Source organism: Mesorhizobium sp. ESP-6-2, from assembly GCF_020164675.1.
Classification (GTDB): domain Bacteria; phylum Pseudomonadota; class Alphaproteobacteria; order Rhizobiales; family Rhizobiaceae; genus Mesorhizobium.
The window spans coordinates 390,914-404,232 of the sequence record NZ_JAIUGT010000001.1 but is presented as its reverse complement, the minus strand read 5'-3'; the positions used below and the strand labels follow the sequence as shown (position 1 = coordinate 404,232).

Here is a 13,319-nt window from a genome sequence, read left to right as displayed (position 1 = left end):
GAGGAGAAAAAATGAACTACTGGCTGTTTAAATCCGAACCCTCGGTTTTCTCCTTCGACGCGTTGAAAGCCAAGGGCAAGGCCGGCACGCAATGGGACGGCGTGCGCAATTACGCGGCGCGCAACAACATGAAGGCCATGCAGATCGGCGATCTCGGCTTCTTCTATCATTCCAACGAGGGGCTGAACGTGGTCGGCATCGCCGAGGTCTGCGCGCTGGCTCATCCCGACACCACATCGGACGATCCGCGTTGGGAATGCGTCGACATCCGCGCCTTCAAGGATGTGCCGAACCCGCCGACGCTGGAGCAGGTCAAGGCCAATCCCAAGCTCGCCGACATGGCGCTGGTGCGGCTCGGCCGGCTTTCCGTGCAGCCGGTGACGCCGGCCGAATGGAAGGAAGTCTGCCGCATGGGTGGGCTGACGCCGGCTCCGTGACGGTTCTCACGAGCCATAGCGCGGAACGCTTCATCCTCGACAATACGACGCTGATGGCGCCGCCGCACGTGCCGGAGATTGCGCTGTATCTTGCCGACGAGGCGCATGATCTGTGGCAGCGGACCGAGGACGAACTGGTCGAGATCGGGCTGCCGCCGCCTTTCTGGGCCTTTGCCTGGGCCGGCGGCCAGGGGCTTGCCCGCCATATCATCGACAACCCCGCCATGGTGCGGGGCAAGCGCGTGCTCGACTTCGCCTCCGGCTCCGGTCTCGTCGCCATCGCCGCGGCCAAAGCCGGCGCGGCAGGGGTGACCGCCGCCGACATCGATCCATTCTGCGCCACGGCGGTCCGGCTCAATGCGCAAGCCAATGGCGTCGCGGTCGAATTCGTCCAGAATGACTGCGTCGGAACGGATGCGGACTGGGACGTGGTTCTTGCCGGCGATGTCTTCTACGACAAGCCGTTCGCAGACCGGCTGACGTCCTGGTTCGCGGCTCTGAAGCGGCGCGGCGCCGATATCCTGATCGGCGATCCCGGCCGCTCCTATCTGCCGCGGTCGGGGTTGGAACCGCTTGGCGTCTACCAGGTACCGGTGACGCGGGCGCTTGAGGATGCCGAAATAAAACGCACCACTGTCTGGCGGTGGAGCACCGCGCGCCCGGCTTGACGCCGCCACTGAACAGGCGTTTCCATGAGCTCCGGGTCAGTGGGGGATATCATGGATTTTTCAGCGGTTAACTGGCTGGCGGTGATCGTCGCCGCAATCCTGGCGTGGCTGTTCGGCGCCGGCTGGTACACCGGTTTGAGCAAGCCATGGCTGAAGGCTGCAAAACTCGATCCGGCAACCATGAAGAAATCGTTGCTGCCATTCCTCGTCTCTTTCATCGCCGAGTTGGTCATGGCGCTTGTGATGGCCCTGGTCGTCGGCGCGGTGACGGGCGGCGAGCCGACATTGCTGGCGGGACTGGTCTTCGGTTTCGTGCTTTGGCTCGGTTTCGTCGCAACCACGCTGTCGGTCAATCATCGCTACGAGAATTTCGGCTGGGACCTGACCGTCATTGACGGCGGCCACTGGCTTGGCGTGCTGCTGATCATTGGCGCCGTGGTTGGCTGGTTCGGCGCCGCGGCGAGCTGAAGGCCTCCGCTACACCCGGTCCGCAGTTTGGGATTTTGCCATTTCCTCCAGAATCCACGTGCGAAAGGCAATGATGCGTGGATCGTTCACCAGTTCCTTGGGATAGACCAGGAAATAGGCGAATTCCGGCGCGACCTTGATGCCGAGTTCGAACGGCCGCACCAACCTGCCTTCGGAAAGGTCGTTGGCCACCATGGCGAAATCGGCGAGCGCCACGGCGCTGCCTTCCATCGCCGCCTGGACCGCGTCGGCCGAGGTGCCGAAAACGATGGTGCGGCTGTCGTCGAAATCGTCGACCCCGGCTGCGGCCATCCACATGCGCCAGTTCGGCCAGGTCACGCCCTGCCGCGCCCATTCGATATGGGCAAGCGTGTGATGGAAGAGATCGCGCGGTTCGCGCAGCGGCGGACCTGATGCCAGCAGGCTCGGGCTGCACACGGGGATGATGACGTTGTCGAACAGCCGGTGCGCGCAAAGTCCCGGATATCTGCCGGCGCCGAAGCGGATGCCGACGTCGACATCGTCAAGGTCGAAATCCCGCAATCCGTAGGCGATGTCGAACCTGAGTTCGATGCCCTCATGTTTTTTTCGGAAATCCTCGACCCGCCGCATCAGCCATTTCGTCGCGAATTGTGCGTCGAGAGTCACTTTCAGCAGCGTCGTGCCGCGCGTCATCTTCTGTGCCCGCGAGACGGCCTTGCCAAGCAGGTCGAGCGCATCGGCAGAGGCCTCGAACAGCACCGTTCCGGCCTCCGTCAGCCGGATGCTGCGGCTGGAGCGCGTGAACAGGACGATACCGAGCTGGTCTTCGATCTCCTTGATCTGGTGGCTGACGGCGGCTGGTGTCAGGCCGAGTTCGTCGGCGGCCCGGGTGAAATTGAGATGCCGGGCCGCTGCCTCCAGCGTCCTCAGCGCCCGGGTTCCCGGCACCAGGCGGGCCATCAGCGTGGCCCCAGAACAGACGCGGTCATGGCGTCCTGATCCTCAAAGAAAACTTGATAATCCGGAAAGAACTACTCGTTTCTCTCCAATCTTTCAATCGGGCATGATGCGACCATCGAACCAATATCAAACCGGATTTTATATCCGGATGGAAGGAACCGCATCATGTCTCACATAGCTTTGAGAGCTCCCGCGAGCCGGCTGAACTGGCTGACCGCCGCGTTCGACTGGCTCCGCCAGGCCAAGGTCGCGGCAAGCCTGCCGCAGGACGATGTCGAGGACTTGTCGGATCGCCAGTTGCGCGATGTCGGCGCCACACGCAAAGACGTCTCCCGTGCCATGGACCGCGAACTCGGCCGGCTGGGCCTGCTCGACATCGGCTGGCAGCAGCCACGGAGGTAAAGGGGGTAGGCAGTAGGATTAGGAAGAGCCCTACTGCCTACTGCCTATTTCCCTACACCCAATCCCTACCTTACCACCCTCACCACCGTCCGGTCCGACAGCAGCGGCAAAAGTCGCGCCATCGTGCGTGCGGTCACCGCGACGCAGCCTTGCGTGGGCGTGAAGCCCGGGCGCGCCAGGTGGAAGAAGATGGCGCTGCCGCGTCCGCGTCGGCGCGGCGTTATATTCCAATCGAGCACAAGGCAGGCATCATAGAGCCTGTCGTCGCGCCGCATGCGTTCGTGGCTGGCGCCGTAGGGGATCTTGACCGGCCTGTTATAGTTTCGGTCGTCGGGCACTTCGCACCAGCCGAGATCAGGCCCGATCGGCGTCATCGCCAGCCGGGTGATGCGGCCGCTGGAGAAGTGGTCTCCCCGGAAATAACCCGACAGGATCCGCATTTGGCCAAGCGGCGTGGCGCCGTCGCCTTCGCGCTTGCCGGCCGAGATGCCGCCACGTCCCAGCGCGCAGGCAAACACCGTTCTGCCCGCCTGCAGCAGCCCCTGGCTGGGATGGCCGGGCCTCGCCCGCACGGTCAGCACCCGCAGTCCTTTTCGCAAAATTGCGCCGGCTGCATTGCGATCGTGTTTTTTCTTGTATGATCGTGCCACGGAACAAATCACTGTGATCGGCTGTTGTGCCGGTCAGCTTCCGCATAAACAGGCAGCGGTCAACTGAATTTTCTTTTCAAAACAACGGATTGATCCATGACTTCACGAACCATCCTGATCGTCGACGACGATGACGACCTACGCGGCACGTTGGTCGAGCAATTGTCCCTTTATGAGGAATTCGACGTGCTGCAGGAGTCCACTGCGGCAAAAGGCGTCGCCGCGGCGCGTGGCGGCCTCATCGACCTGCTGATCATGGATGTCGGCCTGCCCGACATGGACGGCCGCGAAGCGGTGAAGATCCTGCGCAAGGGCGGCTACAAGGCGCCCATCATCATGCTGACCGGCCACGACACCGATTCGGACACGATCCTCGGCCTCGAAGCCGGCGCCAACGACTATGTGACGAAGCCGTTCCGCTTCGCGGTGCTCTTGGCGCGCATCCGCGCGCAGCTGCGCCAGCACGAGCAAAGCGAGGACGCCACCTTCTCGGTCGGCCCCTACACCTTCAAGCCAAGCCAGAAGCTGCTGATCGACCCGCGCGGCGCAAAGGTGCGGCTGACGGAGAAGGAGGCCTCGATCATCAAATATCTCTACCGCGCCGACCAGAAGGTGGTGACGCGCGACGTGCTGCTCGAGGAGGTGTGGGGCTACAATTCCGGCGTTACCACGCACACGCTGGAAACCCATGTGTATCGCCTGCGCCAGAAGATCGAGCGCGATCCTTCCAATGCGGAAATTCTTGTGACAGAAAGCGGTGGCTACAAGCTGGTTCCTTAAACATTTTATTATCCAATAAGCGGTCTGGGCGGGGCTGCTTTTGGGTGCGATCCTGTTGGAGGGGGATTCTGGATCGTACCGCGAAGGAGGATTGGACTGACCGTTCGGGGACACAGCTAGATGGCGCTGGATGACGACATCCGCATCCTGTCCGCCGTGAGGCTTTTCGAGGGCTTCACGCAGGAACAATTGCGCCTGCTCGCCTTCGGCGCCGAGACCATGCTGCTGCAGGCAGACCACAAGCTCTACCGCGAGGACGACGTGGCTGATTCGGCCTATATCGTGGTCAGCGGAGAGATCGTGCTCTACCGCGAGCAGGCAGCCGAGCGCGTCCCTATCGGCACGGCCGGCCCGGGCACGATGCTCAGCGAACTGGCGCTGATCGCCGACACCAACCGGCTGACCAGCGCATCGGCCGTAGTCGATTCGGAGGTGATCCGGCTCAGCCGAAAGATGTTCCGCCGCATCCTGGAGGAATATCCTGAGCTGGCGGCACAGCTCCACCAGCGCATCCTGGAAGACTTTCAGGCACTGATCCACCGCATCGAGAAGCTGGCGCCGCGCTTTTCGGGGTGAACGGGAGAGTCGGGTGGACTTCCGGCTGGTTCGCGCCACCGAAAATGACCTTCCCTTCATCGTGGCGACCGAGCGGCTTGACGCAATTGTCGCCGGAGCGGGAAAGGCGCCGGCCCGGATGATCAGTCCAGGTTGAACCGCGCGATGACCGGAACATGGTCCGAGGGACGTTCCCAGCCACGCGCGGCCCTTAGGATTTCGTAGCCGGTGAAATCAGGCACCAGGTTCGGCGACGACCAGACATGGTCGAGCCGCCGGCCGCGATTGGACGCCTCCCAGTCCTGCGCGCGGTAGCTCCACCAGGTGTAGAGCTTCTGTTCTGATGGCACGTTGAGCCGCATCAGGTCGACCCAGTCGCCGGCCAGCCGCATGGCCTCGAAACTCTCCGTCTCGACCGGCGTATGGCTGACCACGTTGAGCAGTTGCTTGTGCGACCAGACATCGTGTTCGAGCGGCGCGATGTTGAGGTCGCCGACCAGGACCGAGGCGGACACTTCGCTGTGTTCGGCGCGGATTGCGTTCATCTCGGCGACGAAATCGAGCTTGTGCCTGAACTTGCGGTTGACGTCCGGGTCCGGTTCGTCGCCGCCCGCCGGAACGTAGAAATTGTGCAGCAGGATCGTCTTGCCACCGGCCCGCACGGTCACCGACAAATGCCGGCTGTCGTCGATGTCGCAGAAGCGGCGCTTCTCGACTACCGCGATCGGCCGGCGCGCGACCGTCGCCACGCCGTGATAGCCCTTCTGGCCATGAAAGGCGATGTGCTCGTAGCCGAGCTTGCGGAAAGCCTTTTCAGGGAACAGCTCGTCGGGAACTTTTGTTTCCTGCAGGCAGAGCACATCGGGCGCGTATTCATCGAGCAGACGCTCGATGATCGGCATGCGCAGGCGAACGGAATTTATGTTCCAGGTGGCGATGGAAAAGGGCATTTGGCGGGTCCGGCGAAAGATCGCCGAACTACTGCCAGCCGCGCAGCGCAAAGACAAGTACTGCAATAATGGCGGAGATCAGCGCCGCCCTCATGGCCCTGCCCACCCTTAGCAGCAACCGCGCTGCAGCCCAGGAGAGTGAACCGGGCATTTCTTCCGTAAACCGGCACGAATGTGAGGGAGAGGAAACACGCGAGCGTGGCCAGGCTGGCGCCCTTCCTTTCCCTACGGGAGGGCAGGGCAATCGCATATGACTTGCCGTAGCGACGGAAGCTATCTTGTCTTCGTATTCAGCTCGCGGTTGGCCGTATAGTCGATGGCAAACGTGTCGGGAGCGAAGCTGACGCCTTCCTTGGTGTTGAAGATCATCACCGTGGTGTCCTTGCCCTGCGCATCGGTGATCGTCCACTGGCGCAGATCATAGGTCTTCGGATCGAACATCATGGTGATCCGCGCATTGCCGAACACCGACTTGTCCGAGAGCTGGATGGTGGTGAGGTCATCCTCTTCCTTGACGCTCTTGACGCGGTTTCCGGAGAGGTCGATCCGGTCGTCGAGCAACAGTTTCAGCGGCGTCTTCGACAACGGATAAAGATCGGACGTGTTCAGTTTCTTGTTGAGGATGACTACCGACTTGCCGTCCGAAATCACTCGGAAATTCGAGGATCCGTCATAATTGAAGCGGATCTTGCCCGGTCTTTCCAGGAAGAACTTGCCGCCGGTCTGTTCGCCCTTGGGGCCGAACTGCACGAATTCGCCGCTCATCGACTTAACCGAGGAAAAATGATCGGCGATCTTCTGCGCGGCCGCCGGCACGGCCGCCTGCGCGGATGCCAGCAGCTCGAATCCGGGCACCACGTTGAGGGCGGCAGCGCCCGCAAGCACCAGGCCGAGGCCAAGCAGCTGACGGCGCGTCGGGGCAAGATCGCCGAGCGCGGAAAGATCGTTTTTCATGTCGGTCACTCTCATCTTGAATCCTGATTTGTTGCTGTCCTGAACCCCCAGTTGGGCTGAAGTTTGACGGCGCGAACGCTGCTTACCGCTTGAACGCGCCAGGAGGTTCAAAGTTGCCGCCGGTATCTTTCGCGATCAGAATTTGTCCTCTTCGGTCGGCACCAGGATCTCGCGTTTTCCGGCATGGTTGGCGGGGCCGACAATGCCTTCTTTCTCCATCTTCTCGATGATCGAAGCGGCGCGGTTGTAGCCGATGCCCAGACGCCGTTGGATGTAGCTGGTCGAGGCCTTGCCGTCGCGCAACACCACGGATACCGCCTGATCGTAAGGATCGTCGGAATCCTCGAAGTTGCCGCCGCCACCGCCGCCCGAGCCGCCCTTGCCGGAGGGCTCGTCCTCGTCCTCATCATCGTCCTCGGTGATGGCGTCGAGATATTCCGGCACGCCCTGCAGCTTCAGATGCGCGACGATCTTCTCCACCTCGTCGTCGGAGACGAACGGGCCGTGCACGCGCTGGATGCGGCCGCCGCCGGCCATGTACAGCATGTCGCCCATGCCGAGCAGCTGCTCGGCGCCTTGCTCACCCAGGATCGTGCGGCTGTCGATCTTCGACGTTACCTGGAAGGAGATGCGGGTGGGGAAGTTGGCCTTGATGGTACCGGTGATCACGTCGACAGACGGACGTTGCGTCGCCATGATGACGTGGATGCCGGCGGCGCGCGCCATCTGCGCCAGGCGCTGCACTGCACCCTCGATGTCCTTGCCGGCAACCATCATCAGATCGGCCATTTCGTCGATGATGACGACGATGTAGGGCATCGGCTCGAGGTCGAGATTCTCGGTCTCGTAGATCGCCTCACCGGTCTGGCGGTCGAAGCCGGTCTGCACGGTGCGCGAGATCTTTTCGCCCTTCTTCTCCGCCTGTTGGACGCGTGCGTTAAAACCGTCGATATTGCGCACGCCGACCTTCGACATCTTGCGGTAGCGGTCTTCCATCTCCCGCACGGTCCATTTCAGCGCCACCACCGCTTTCTTCGGGTCGGTGACGACGGGCGTCAAAAGGTGCGGGATGCCGTCATAGACCGAGAGCTCCAGCATTTTCGGGTCGATCATGATCAGCCGGCATTCCTGCGGCGTCAGCCGGTAGAGCAGCGACAGGATCATGGTGTTGATGGCGACCGACTTGCCGGAGCCGGTGGTGCCGGCGACCAGAACGTGCGGCATCTTGGCGATATCGACGATGACCGCCTCGCCGTTGATGGTCTTGCCCAGCGCCAACGCCAGCTTGGCCTTGGTGGTCTCGAAATCGCGGCTGGCCATGATTTCCCTGAGATACACCGTCTCGCGCTTGGCGTTAGGCAATTCGATGCCGATGGCGTTGCGGCCCGGTACCACGGCGACGCGGCAGGCGATGGCGCTCATCGAGCGGGCGATGTCATCGGAGAGGCCGATGACGCGCGATGATTTGATGCCTGGCGCCGGCTCCAGCTCATAGAGCGTGACGACGGGGCCGGGGCGGACATGGATGATCTCGCCCTTGACGCCGAAATCCTCCAGCACGCCTTCGAGCAGGCGGGCGTTCTGTTCCAACGCGTCTTTCGAGAGGCTCGGGTCGCGCGCGACGTTCTTCGGTTCGGACAGGAAATGCAGCGACGGCATCTCGAATTTTTCCGAGCCGATCAGCGAGGTCTGCGCCTCGCGCTGGACGCGCGCACCCGGGGCCGGGCGCGGCGCCGGCGCTTCAACGCGCGTGGCGGCATCCGAGCGGAACGGCTGGACCTTGGCGGTGGGAGCCGCGCGACGCTGGACGAGGGGTTCATCGTCGAAATCGACATCGTCATCGCCGGTGTCGAAGCGGTCGTCGAAGACGTCATCGTCCGGATCGACGGAAACGCTGCGATCGTTGACCATGGCGGCGAAGAATTCCGGTTCGACGCGGGCACGGCCACCCGGGCTCATCCGCTGCTCGGCGAACTCGGCCGATTCGACCCGTTCGGCGGCGCGCCGCCAGGCGCTGGCGCGCGGCTCCATTCCCGGCTCGAATTCGTCCCGCCGCTGCCTGCGGCGCACGGCGCGGCGGTGCATCCACGCGCGGAACGAAAGCCACCAATGGGTCATTGCGCCGAGCGCCAGTATGCCTTCGTCGCCTTCATCCTCGTCATTGTCGAACAGCAGCTCATCCTCACGCGGATCGGCGGCGGCCGGTTCCTCCATGACGGCGAAACCGTTCTTGCGCGCGATCAGCGCCGAACCGTAGGCGAACAGCCACAGCGCCGGCCCGGCCATCAAAATGGCGAGCACGCTGGCGACCAGACCGGTCGGGTAGCCGCCAATGACGAGGCCTGGAATCTTCAGCACCATGTCGCCGAACACGCCGCCGAGCCCCGTCGGCAGCGGCCAGGTCTTGGGCGGCACCACGCAGCCGGCGATCGCGGCGGCCAGCAGGGCAAAGCCGAACCAGAACAGACCGCGCCTGGGCAGCCTGTCGACGCCACGCGCCGAAAACAGCAGATATCCCCAGATCACGGCCGGAACCAGCGCCGCCACGGCGGCAAGGCCGAAGAACTGCATGGCGATGTCGGAGAAGACCGCACCCGCATAGCCCATGGCATTGGTGACGGTGTTAGCTGTGGCGTGGGAGAAGCTCGGGTCGGCGACATTCCAGGTGGCAAGGCTGGCGACGCCAAAAGCGGTGAACGCGAACATGCCGGCGCCGACAAGCCGGCCGACCTGGCGTCGCGCGAATGCCTGGATGCCGTGCCCCGTATCGGTCAGCGCGAGCGGTGCTGAAGCCCCTGAACGCATGCTCTTCCCCGTCAGTGATTGCCTGGCCCGAGCGCGTGACGCACTTCGGCAGATTTGGCTGCCAGACTATGCGTGGGAAGGTTAAGGCCGCATTAACCATGGCAGGGCCTCAGCCGCCTGCCGCAAATAACAATGGCGAGCCTCACGGCCCGCCATTTCTGCCTTGGCAACGGCAGGGTGATCAGGCTCGGTGGGCCTGATCCGCTGCGGTCTCAGTTGGCTCCGCCGAGCGCCTGGACGTTGGCGCAGAACTCGGCATGCGGCTTGCTCATCGCCGCGTCCTGGCATTCCTTCTTCATCGCATCCTGCTTTTCCATTGGCATGGCCATGAAAGCGGTCTTGAATTCCGCCATCGGCTTCATGGTTTTCATGCTGGAATCGGTGAAGAACGGGGCCATATTGTCGGGTTCGTCGAGAGCTCCGGCAAATGCCATGCCGCTGACCATGGAAAGAGCGAGCGCGCCGAGACAGATATTCTTGACGTTCATTGGATAGTTTCCTTCCCTATTGTTTGAAACGACCGCCGAACAGTGGTCGTGCCTGGGAGTTCGATGCCAAGACGGCGATGTTTCCTCGAAAATCTCAATCACGCGAACGTGATTGCGCTCGTCCAACCAAACGGGCTCCAAAAAAGAGGCCCGGAGCGATCCGGGCCTCAAGGCGTGAGCACCTTGCGGAGCGTCACGACGGGATTTCAAAACAGTTCCGGAAGACGTGCAGCGGTTTTCCGTACGCGTTTACAGAAAGAGATGGGACCGGCGGGAGGAGGTCCGCCGGTCCCATGGCAAAGAGGCCTTATGGCACCACTTCGCCGTGCTGGCTGATGTCGAGACCCTCGACCTCTTCCTGGGTCGACGGACGCAGGCCGACGAGCGCCTTGACGATGTAGAGGATGACGAAGGTGGCGATTGCCGTCCACAGGATGGTGAAGACGATGCCGTAGAGCTGCTTGCCGATCGACGCGCCCGAGGACAGGCTGTTGATTGCCGGGTCGGCGAGCACGCCGGTCAGCAATGCGCCGACCACGCCGCCGACGCCATGGACACCGAAAGCATCGAGCGAGTCGTCATAGCCGAACATGTGCTTTACCTTGACCGCCGAGATGTAGCAGACGACGCCGGCGACGATGCCGATGATGAAGGCGCCCGTCGGGTTGACGAAGCCGGAAGCCGGCGTCACCGCAACAAGGCCGGCAACGGCGCCGGAGATGATGCCGAGCACCGAGGGCTTCTTGGCGACGATCCATTCGGCGAACATCCAGGCCAGCGCCGCTGCCGCGGTGGCAACCTGGGTGTTGAGCATCGCGGCACCTGCGAGGCCGTCGGCGGCGAGTTCCGAACCGGCGTTGAAGCCGAACCAGCCGACCCACAGCAGCGAAGCGCCGATCACGGAATAGACCAGGTTATGCGGCGCCATGTTGGTGGTGCCGTAGCCTTCGCGCTTGCCCAGGACCAGGGCGCAGACGAGACCCGCGACACCGGCATTGATATGGACGACCGTGCCGCCGGCGAAGTCGAGCACGCCGGCAGCGCCGAGGAAGCCGCCGCCCCAGACCCAATGCGCGATCGGCGCATAGACGACCAGCAGCCACAGCGCCATGAAGATCAGCAGGGCCGAGAACTTCATGCGCTCGGCAAAGGCGCCGGCGATCAGGGCCGGGGTGATGATGGCGAAGGTCATCTGGAACATCGAGAAGACGAATTCAGGAATGTTGGCCACGCCCGGCGCCCACAGCGTCGAGGTGGTGATGCCGTGATGGAAGAACTTCGAGAAGCCGCCGAGATAGGCATTCATGCCGCCGCCGTCGGAAAAGGCCAGCGAATAGCCGAACATGAACCACAGCACCGTCACCAGGCAGGTGATGGCGAAGCTCTGCATGACGGTGGCAAGCACGTTCTTCTTGCGCACCATGCCGCCGTAGAACAGCGCCAGGCCGGGGATGGTCATCATCAGCACCAGCGCCGTCGAAGTCAGCATCCAGGCGGTGTTGCCGGTGTCGAGCACCGGGGTGGGAGCGGCCGGCGCGGCGGCAGCCGCGCCCGGAGCCGCTTCCTGCGCGAAGGCGGCGACGCTGCCCAACGCTGCGAGAGCGAGCGAGCCAAAAAGGGCGGCGCGTCCCGTCTTCTTCAAGGTGGAAGGAATATTCATTGAACTCTCCATTGGAATACGTGTTCGCCGCTTCAGAGCGCGTCGGTGTCTGTTTCGCCGGTGCGGATGCGCACCGCCTGGTCGATGCCGAAAACGAAGATCTTGCCGTCGCCGATCTGACCGGTCTTGGCGGCTGCGGTGATGGCCTCCACGGCCTTGTCGACCATGTCGGCGCTGACCGCGACCTCGATCTTGATCTTCGGCAGGAAACTGACCGCGTATTCCGCCCCGCGATAGATTTCCGTGTGCCCCTTCTGACGCCCGTAGCCTTTGACTTCGGTGACGGTCAGGCCCTGGATGCCGACGGCGGTAAGCGCTTCGCGTACCTCGTCGAGCTTGAACGGCTTGATGATTGCCATCACGATTTTCATAAGGTTTCACCCTTTTGCTGTTGCGGTCCCCCGCGTTTGCACACCTTCACCGATCCCGAGGAGCCGGAGAGTGCCGACGAGGATTCAAGCTCCGTGCCAATTGCCGAAGCAGCGTGTTAACTTGTTGTAAACAAAGGAATTGACACGCCGGCGATCGCACCGTGCCGATGAGCGCGGCACAGCTTCTGCTCAATAATTAAGCAATTTTCAGAAAACGCCTATTTGGGAGGCTTTGGTCGAACGGACTGCTCAACGCTTGAGCCGGATCAAGCCTTCCTGGGCCATCGAGGCGATCAGCGTGCCGTCGCGGGCATAAAGCGTGCCGCGGCTGAACCCGCGCGATCCCGAGCTCGAGGGGCTGTCCTGTGCGTAGAGCAGCCAGCCGTCGAGCGAATGCGGGCGGTGGAACCACATCGAATGGTCGAGGCTGGCCGCCTGGATGTCGGGATCGAACAGCCCGCGCCCATGCGCGAAGGTCGAGGTGTCGAGCAGCGTCATGTCGGAGAGATAGGCGAGCAGCACCGATTGCAGCGCGCGGTCGTCTGGGACGGGGCCGGCGAGGCGAATCCAGACATTCTGCCGGGGCGGCAGCTTGTCGCGGCTTTCATAGTGCTGGAGATTGACCGGCCTGAGCTCCAGCGGTCGCTCGCGCGCCCAGAAGCGTCGCACCGCTTCCGGCACCCGGTCGGCCTTTTCGAGCAGTTGGCGCTGCGTCTTCAGCCCTTCCGGCGGCGGCACGTCGTCAGGCAAAGCGAACTGGTGCTCCAGCCCCTTCTCATCGATCTGGAACGAGGCTTCCAGCGAGAAGATCGCGTTCCCGTGCTGGATCGCCAGCACCCGGCGGGTGGTGAAGGAGCCGCCGTCGCGGATGCGGTCGACCTCGTAGATGATCGGCACCTTGATGTCGCCCGGCCGCATGAAATAGCCATGCAGCGAATGCACGTAGCGGTCGGGCTCGACTGTCCGCTGCGCCGCTACCAGCGCCTGGGCGATGGTCTGGCCGCCGAACACGCGCTGCCACTCCACCTGGGGGCTGCGACCACGATACAGATTGTGTTCCAGCCTCTCGAGGTCGAGAATGCGCAGAAGCTCGTCCATGGCCGCCGTCATGTGTCGTGACCTCGCCTCAAGATTTCCTTGGCGGGTTTCCGACAGGAAGGACGGGCCGTCAAGGGCGGATGGCAGGCTG

At 63.0% G+C, this 13,319-nt stretch carries 15 protein-coding genes; 6 read left to right on the top strand and 9 right to left on the bottom strand.

The genetic code is table 11. The features are described from left to right. Positions 1 to 11 precede the first annotated feature (11 nt). Genes LB532_RS02020 through LB532_RS02010 form a run of 3 tightly spaced genes read left to right on the top strand, consistent with a single transcriptional unit; the run spans position 12 to position 1,573 of the window. Positions 12 to 437, top strand: a complete 426-nt coding sequence (locus LB532_RS02020; protein WP_140643351.1) for an EVE domain-containing protein — start codon at positions 12 to 14, stop codon at positions 435 to 437. Then, on the top strand, positions 392 to 1,105 hold the full coding sequence (locus LB532_RS02015; RefSeq protein ID WP_411908870.1) for a class I SAM-dependent methyltransferase: 714 nt from the start codon (positions 392 to 394) through the stop codon (positions 1,103 to 1,105). Before LB532_RS02020 ends, LB532_RS02015 begins: the two co-directional genes overlap by 46 nt. A 51-nt stretch (positions 1,106 to 1,156) precedes the next feature. Beyond that, a complete protein-coding gene (locus tag LB532_RS02010) occupies positions 1,157 to 1,573 on the top strand; it encodes a DUF1761 domain-containing protein (RefSeq protein WP_140643347.1) in 417 nt (138 codons plus the stop codon). A 9-nt stretch (positions 1,574 to 1,582) separates the two neighbouring features. Here LB532_RS02010 and gcvA read toward each other — a convergent pair whose 3' ends face one another. Then, positions 1,583 to 2,515 carry a transcriptional regulator GcvA gene (gcvA, locus tag LB532_RS02005; protein ID WP_140643346.1) on the bottom strand — a complete coding sequence of 311 codons (933 nt, stop codon included), beginning with the start codon at positions 2,513 to 2,515 and terminating at the stop codon, positions 1,583 to 1,585. A 165-nt stretch (positions 2,516 to 2,680) separates the two neighbouring features. On the opposite strand from gcvA, the gene LB532_RS02000 reads away from it, so the two are divergent. Next, entirely contained in the window at positions 2,681 to 2,917 is a 237-nt protein-coding gene (locus tag LB532_RS02000; protein WP_140643345.1) for a hypothetical protein, read from the top strand. 65 nt (positions 2,918 to 2,982) lie between these two features. Here the strand turns inward: LB532_RS02000 and LB532_RS01995 are convergent, their stop codons facing one another. Then, the gene (locus LB532_RS01995; RefSeq protein WP_224556321.1) at positions 2,983 to 3,498 is read right to left on the bottom strand and encodes a L,D-transpeptidase; all 516 of its coding nucleotides are present in this window, start codon (positions 3,496 to 3,498) and stop codon (positions 2,983 to 2,985) included. Between the two features lie 165 nt (positions 3,499 to 3,663). Here LB532_RS01995 and LB532_RS01990 point away from each other — a divergent pair, with 165 nt between their 5' ends. Both LB532_RS01990 and LB532_RS01985 read left to right on the top strand, forming a co-directional pair. Next, on the top strand, positions 3,664 to 4,347 hold the full coding sequence (locus LB532_RS01990) for a response regulator transcription factor (RefSeq protein WP_091576052.1): 684 nt from the start codon (positions 3,664 to 3,666) through the stop codon (positions 4,345 to 4,347). Positions 4,348 to 4,467: 120 nt separating this feature from the next. Next, complete coding sequence (locus tag LB532_RS01985) at positions 4,468 to 4,923, top strand: cyclic nucleotide-binding domain-containing protein (protein ID WP_140643341.1); 456 nt, start codon at positions 4,468 to 4,470, stop codon at positions 4,921 to 4,923. A 122-nt stretch (positions 4,924 to 5,045) separates the two neighbouring features. Here LB532_RS01985 and LB532_RS01980 read toward each other — a convergent pair whose 3' ends face one another. From LB532_RS01980 to tesB, 7 genes are all read right to left on the bottom strand, one after another. Further along, entirely contained in the window at positions 5,046 to 5,852 is an 807-nt protein-coding gene (locus tag LB532_RS01980; RefSeq protein ID WP_140643339.1) for an exodeoxyribonuclease III, read from the bottom strand. A gap of 273 nt (positions 5,853 to 6,125) precedes the next feature. Continuing rightward, complete coding sequence (locus LB532_RS01975) at positions 6,126 to 6,806, bottom strand: outer membrane lipoprotein carrier protein LolA (protein ID WP_140513951.1); 681 nt, start codon at positions 6,804 to 6,806, stop codon at positions 6,126 to 6,128. A 135-nt stretch (positions 6,807 to 6,941) separates the two neighbouring features. Then, the gene (locus LB532_RS01970; protein WP_140643337.1) at positions 6,942 to 9,611 is read right to left on the bottom strand and encodes a DNA translocase FtsK; all 2,670 of its coding nucleotides are present in this window, start codon (positions 9,609 to 9,611) and stop codon (positions 6,942 to 6,944) included. A 212-nt stretch (positions 9,612 to 9,823) separates the two neighbouring features. Next, positions 9,824 to 10,099: a hypothetical protein gene (locus LB532_RS01965; RefSeq protein WP_140513949.1), complete on the bottom strand. Its 276-nt coding sequence runs from the start codon at positions 10,097 to 10,099 to the stop codon at positions 9,824 to 9,826. Between the two features lie 307 nt (positions 10,100 to 10,406). Then, the gene (locus LB532_RS01960; protein WP_140643335.1) at positions 10,407 to 11,759 is read right to left on the bottom strand and encodes an ammonium transporter; all 1,353 of its coding nucleotides are present in this window, start codon (positions 11,757 to 11,759) and stop codon (positions 10,407 to 10,409) included. Positions 11,760 to 11,791: 32 nt separating this feature from the next. After that, on the bottom strand, positions 11,792 to 12,130 hold the full coding sequence (locus tag LB532_RS01955) for a P-II family nitrogen regulator (RefSeq protein ID WP_013528889.1): 339 nt from the start codon (positions 12,128 to 12,130) through the stop codon (positions 11,792 to 11,794). A gap of 249 nt (positions 12,131 to 12,379) precedes the next feature. After that, positions 12,380 to 13,240, bottom strand: coding sequence for an acyl-CoA thioesterase II (gene tesB / locus LB532_RS01950; protein WP_140643334.1), 861 nt, complete (start codon positions 13,238 to 13,240; stop codon positions 12,380 to 12,382). Positions 13,241 to 13,319: the final 79 nt, after the last annotated feature.

Coding starts and splice junctions, on each gene's coding strand:
- LB532_RS02020 (WP_140643351.1), top strand. CDS start 12: ATGAACTACTGGCTGTTTAAATCCGAACCCTCGGTTTTCTCCTTCGAC.
- LB532_RS02015 (WP_411908870.1), top strand. CDS start 392: ATGGAAGGAAGTCTGCCGCATGGGTGGGCTGACGCCGGCTCCGTGACG.
- LB532_RS02010 (WP_140643347.1), top strand. CDS start 1,157: ATGGATTTTTCAGCGGTTAACTGGCTGGCGGTGATCGTCGCCGCAATC.
- gcvA (WP_140643346.1), bottom strand. CDS start 2,515: ATGGCCCGCCTGGTGCCGGGAACCCGGGCGCTGAGGACGCTGGAGGCA.
- LB532_RS02000 (WP_140643345.1), top strand. CDS start 2,681: ATGTCTCACATAGCTTTGAGAGCTCCCGCGAGCCGGCTGAACTGGCTG.
- LB532_RS01990 (WP_091576052.1), top strand. CDS start 3,664: ATGACTTCACGAACCATCCTGATCGTCGACGACGATGACGACCTACGC.
- LB532_RS01985 (WP_140643341.1), top strand. CDS start 4,468: ATGGCGCTGGATGACGACATCCGCATCCTGTCCGCCGTGAGGCTTTTC.
- LB532_RS01980 (WP_140643339.1), bottom strand. CDS start 5,852: ATGCCCTTTTCCATCGCCACCTGGAACATAAATTCCGTTCGCCTGCGC.
- LB532_RS01975 (WP_140513951.1), bottom strand. CDS start 6,806: ATGAAAAACGATCTTTCCGCGCTCGGCGATCTTGCCCCGACGCGCCGT.
- LB532_RS01970 (WP_140643337.1), bottom strand. CDS start 9,611: ATGCGTTCAGGGGCTTCAGCACCGCTCGCGCTGACCGATACGGGGCAC.
- LB532_RS01965 (WP_140513949.1), bottom strand. CDS start 10,099: ATGAACGTCAAGAATATCTGTCTCGGCGCGCTCGCTCTTTCCATGGTC.
- LB532_RS01960 (WP_140643335.1), bottom strand. CDS start 11,759: ATGAATATTCCTTCCACCTTGAAGAAGACGGGACGCGCCGCCCTTTTT.
- LB532_RS01955 (WP_013528889.1), bottom strand. CDS start 12,130: ATGAAAATCGTGATGGCAATCATCAAGCCGTTCAAGCTCGACGAGGTA.
- tesB (WP_140643334.1), bottom strand. CDS start 13,240: ATGACGGCGGCCATGGACGAGCTTCTGCGCATTCTCGACCTCGAGAGG.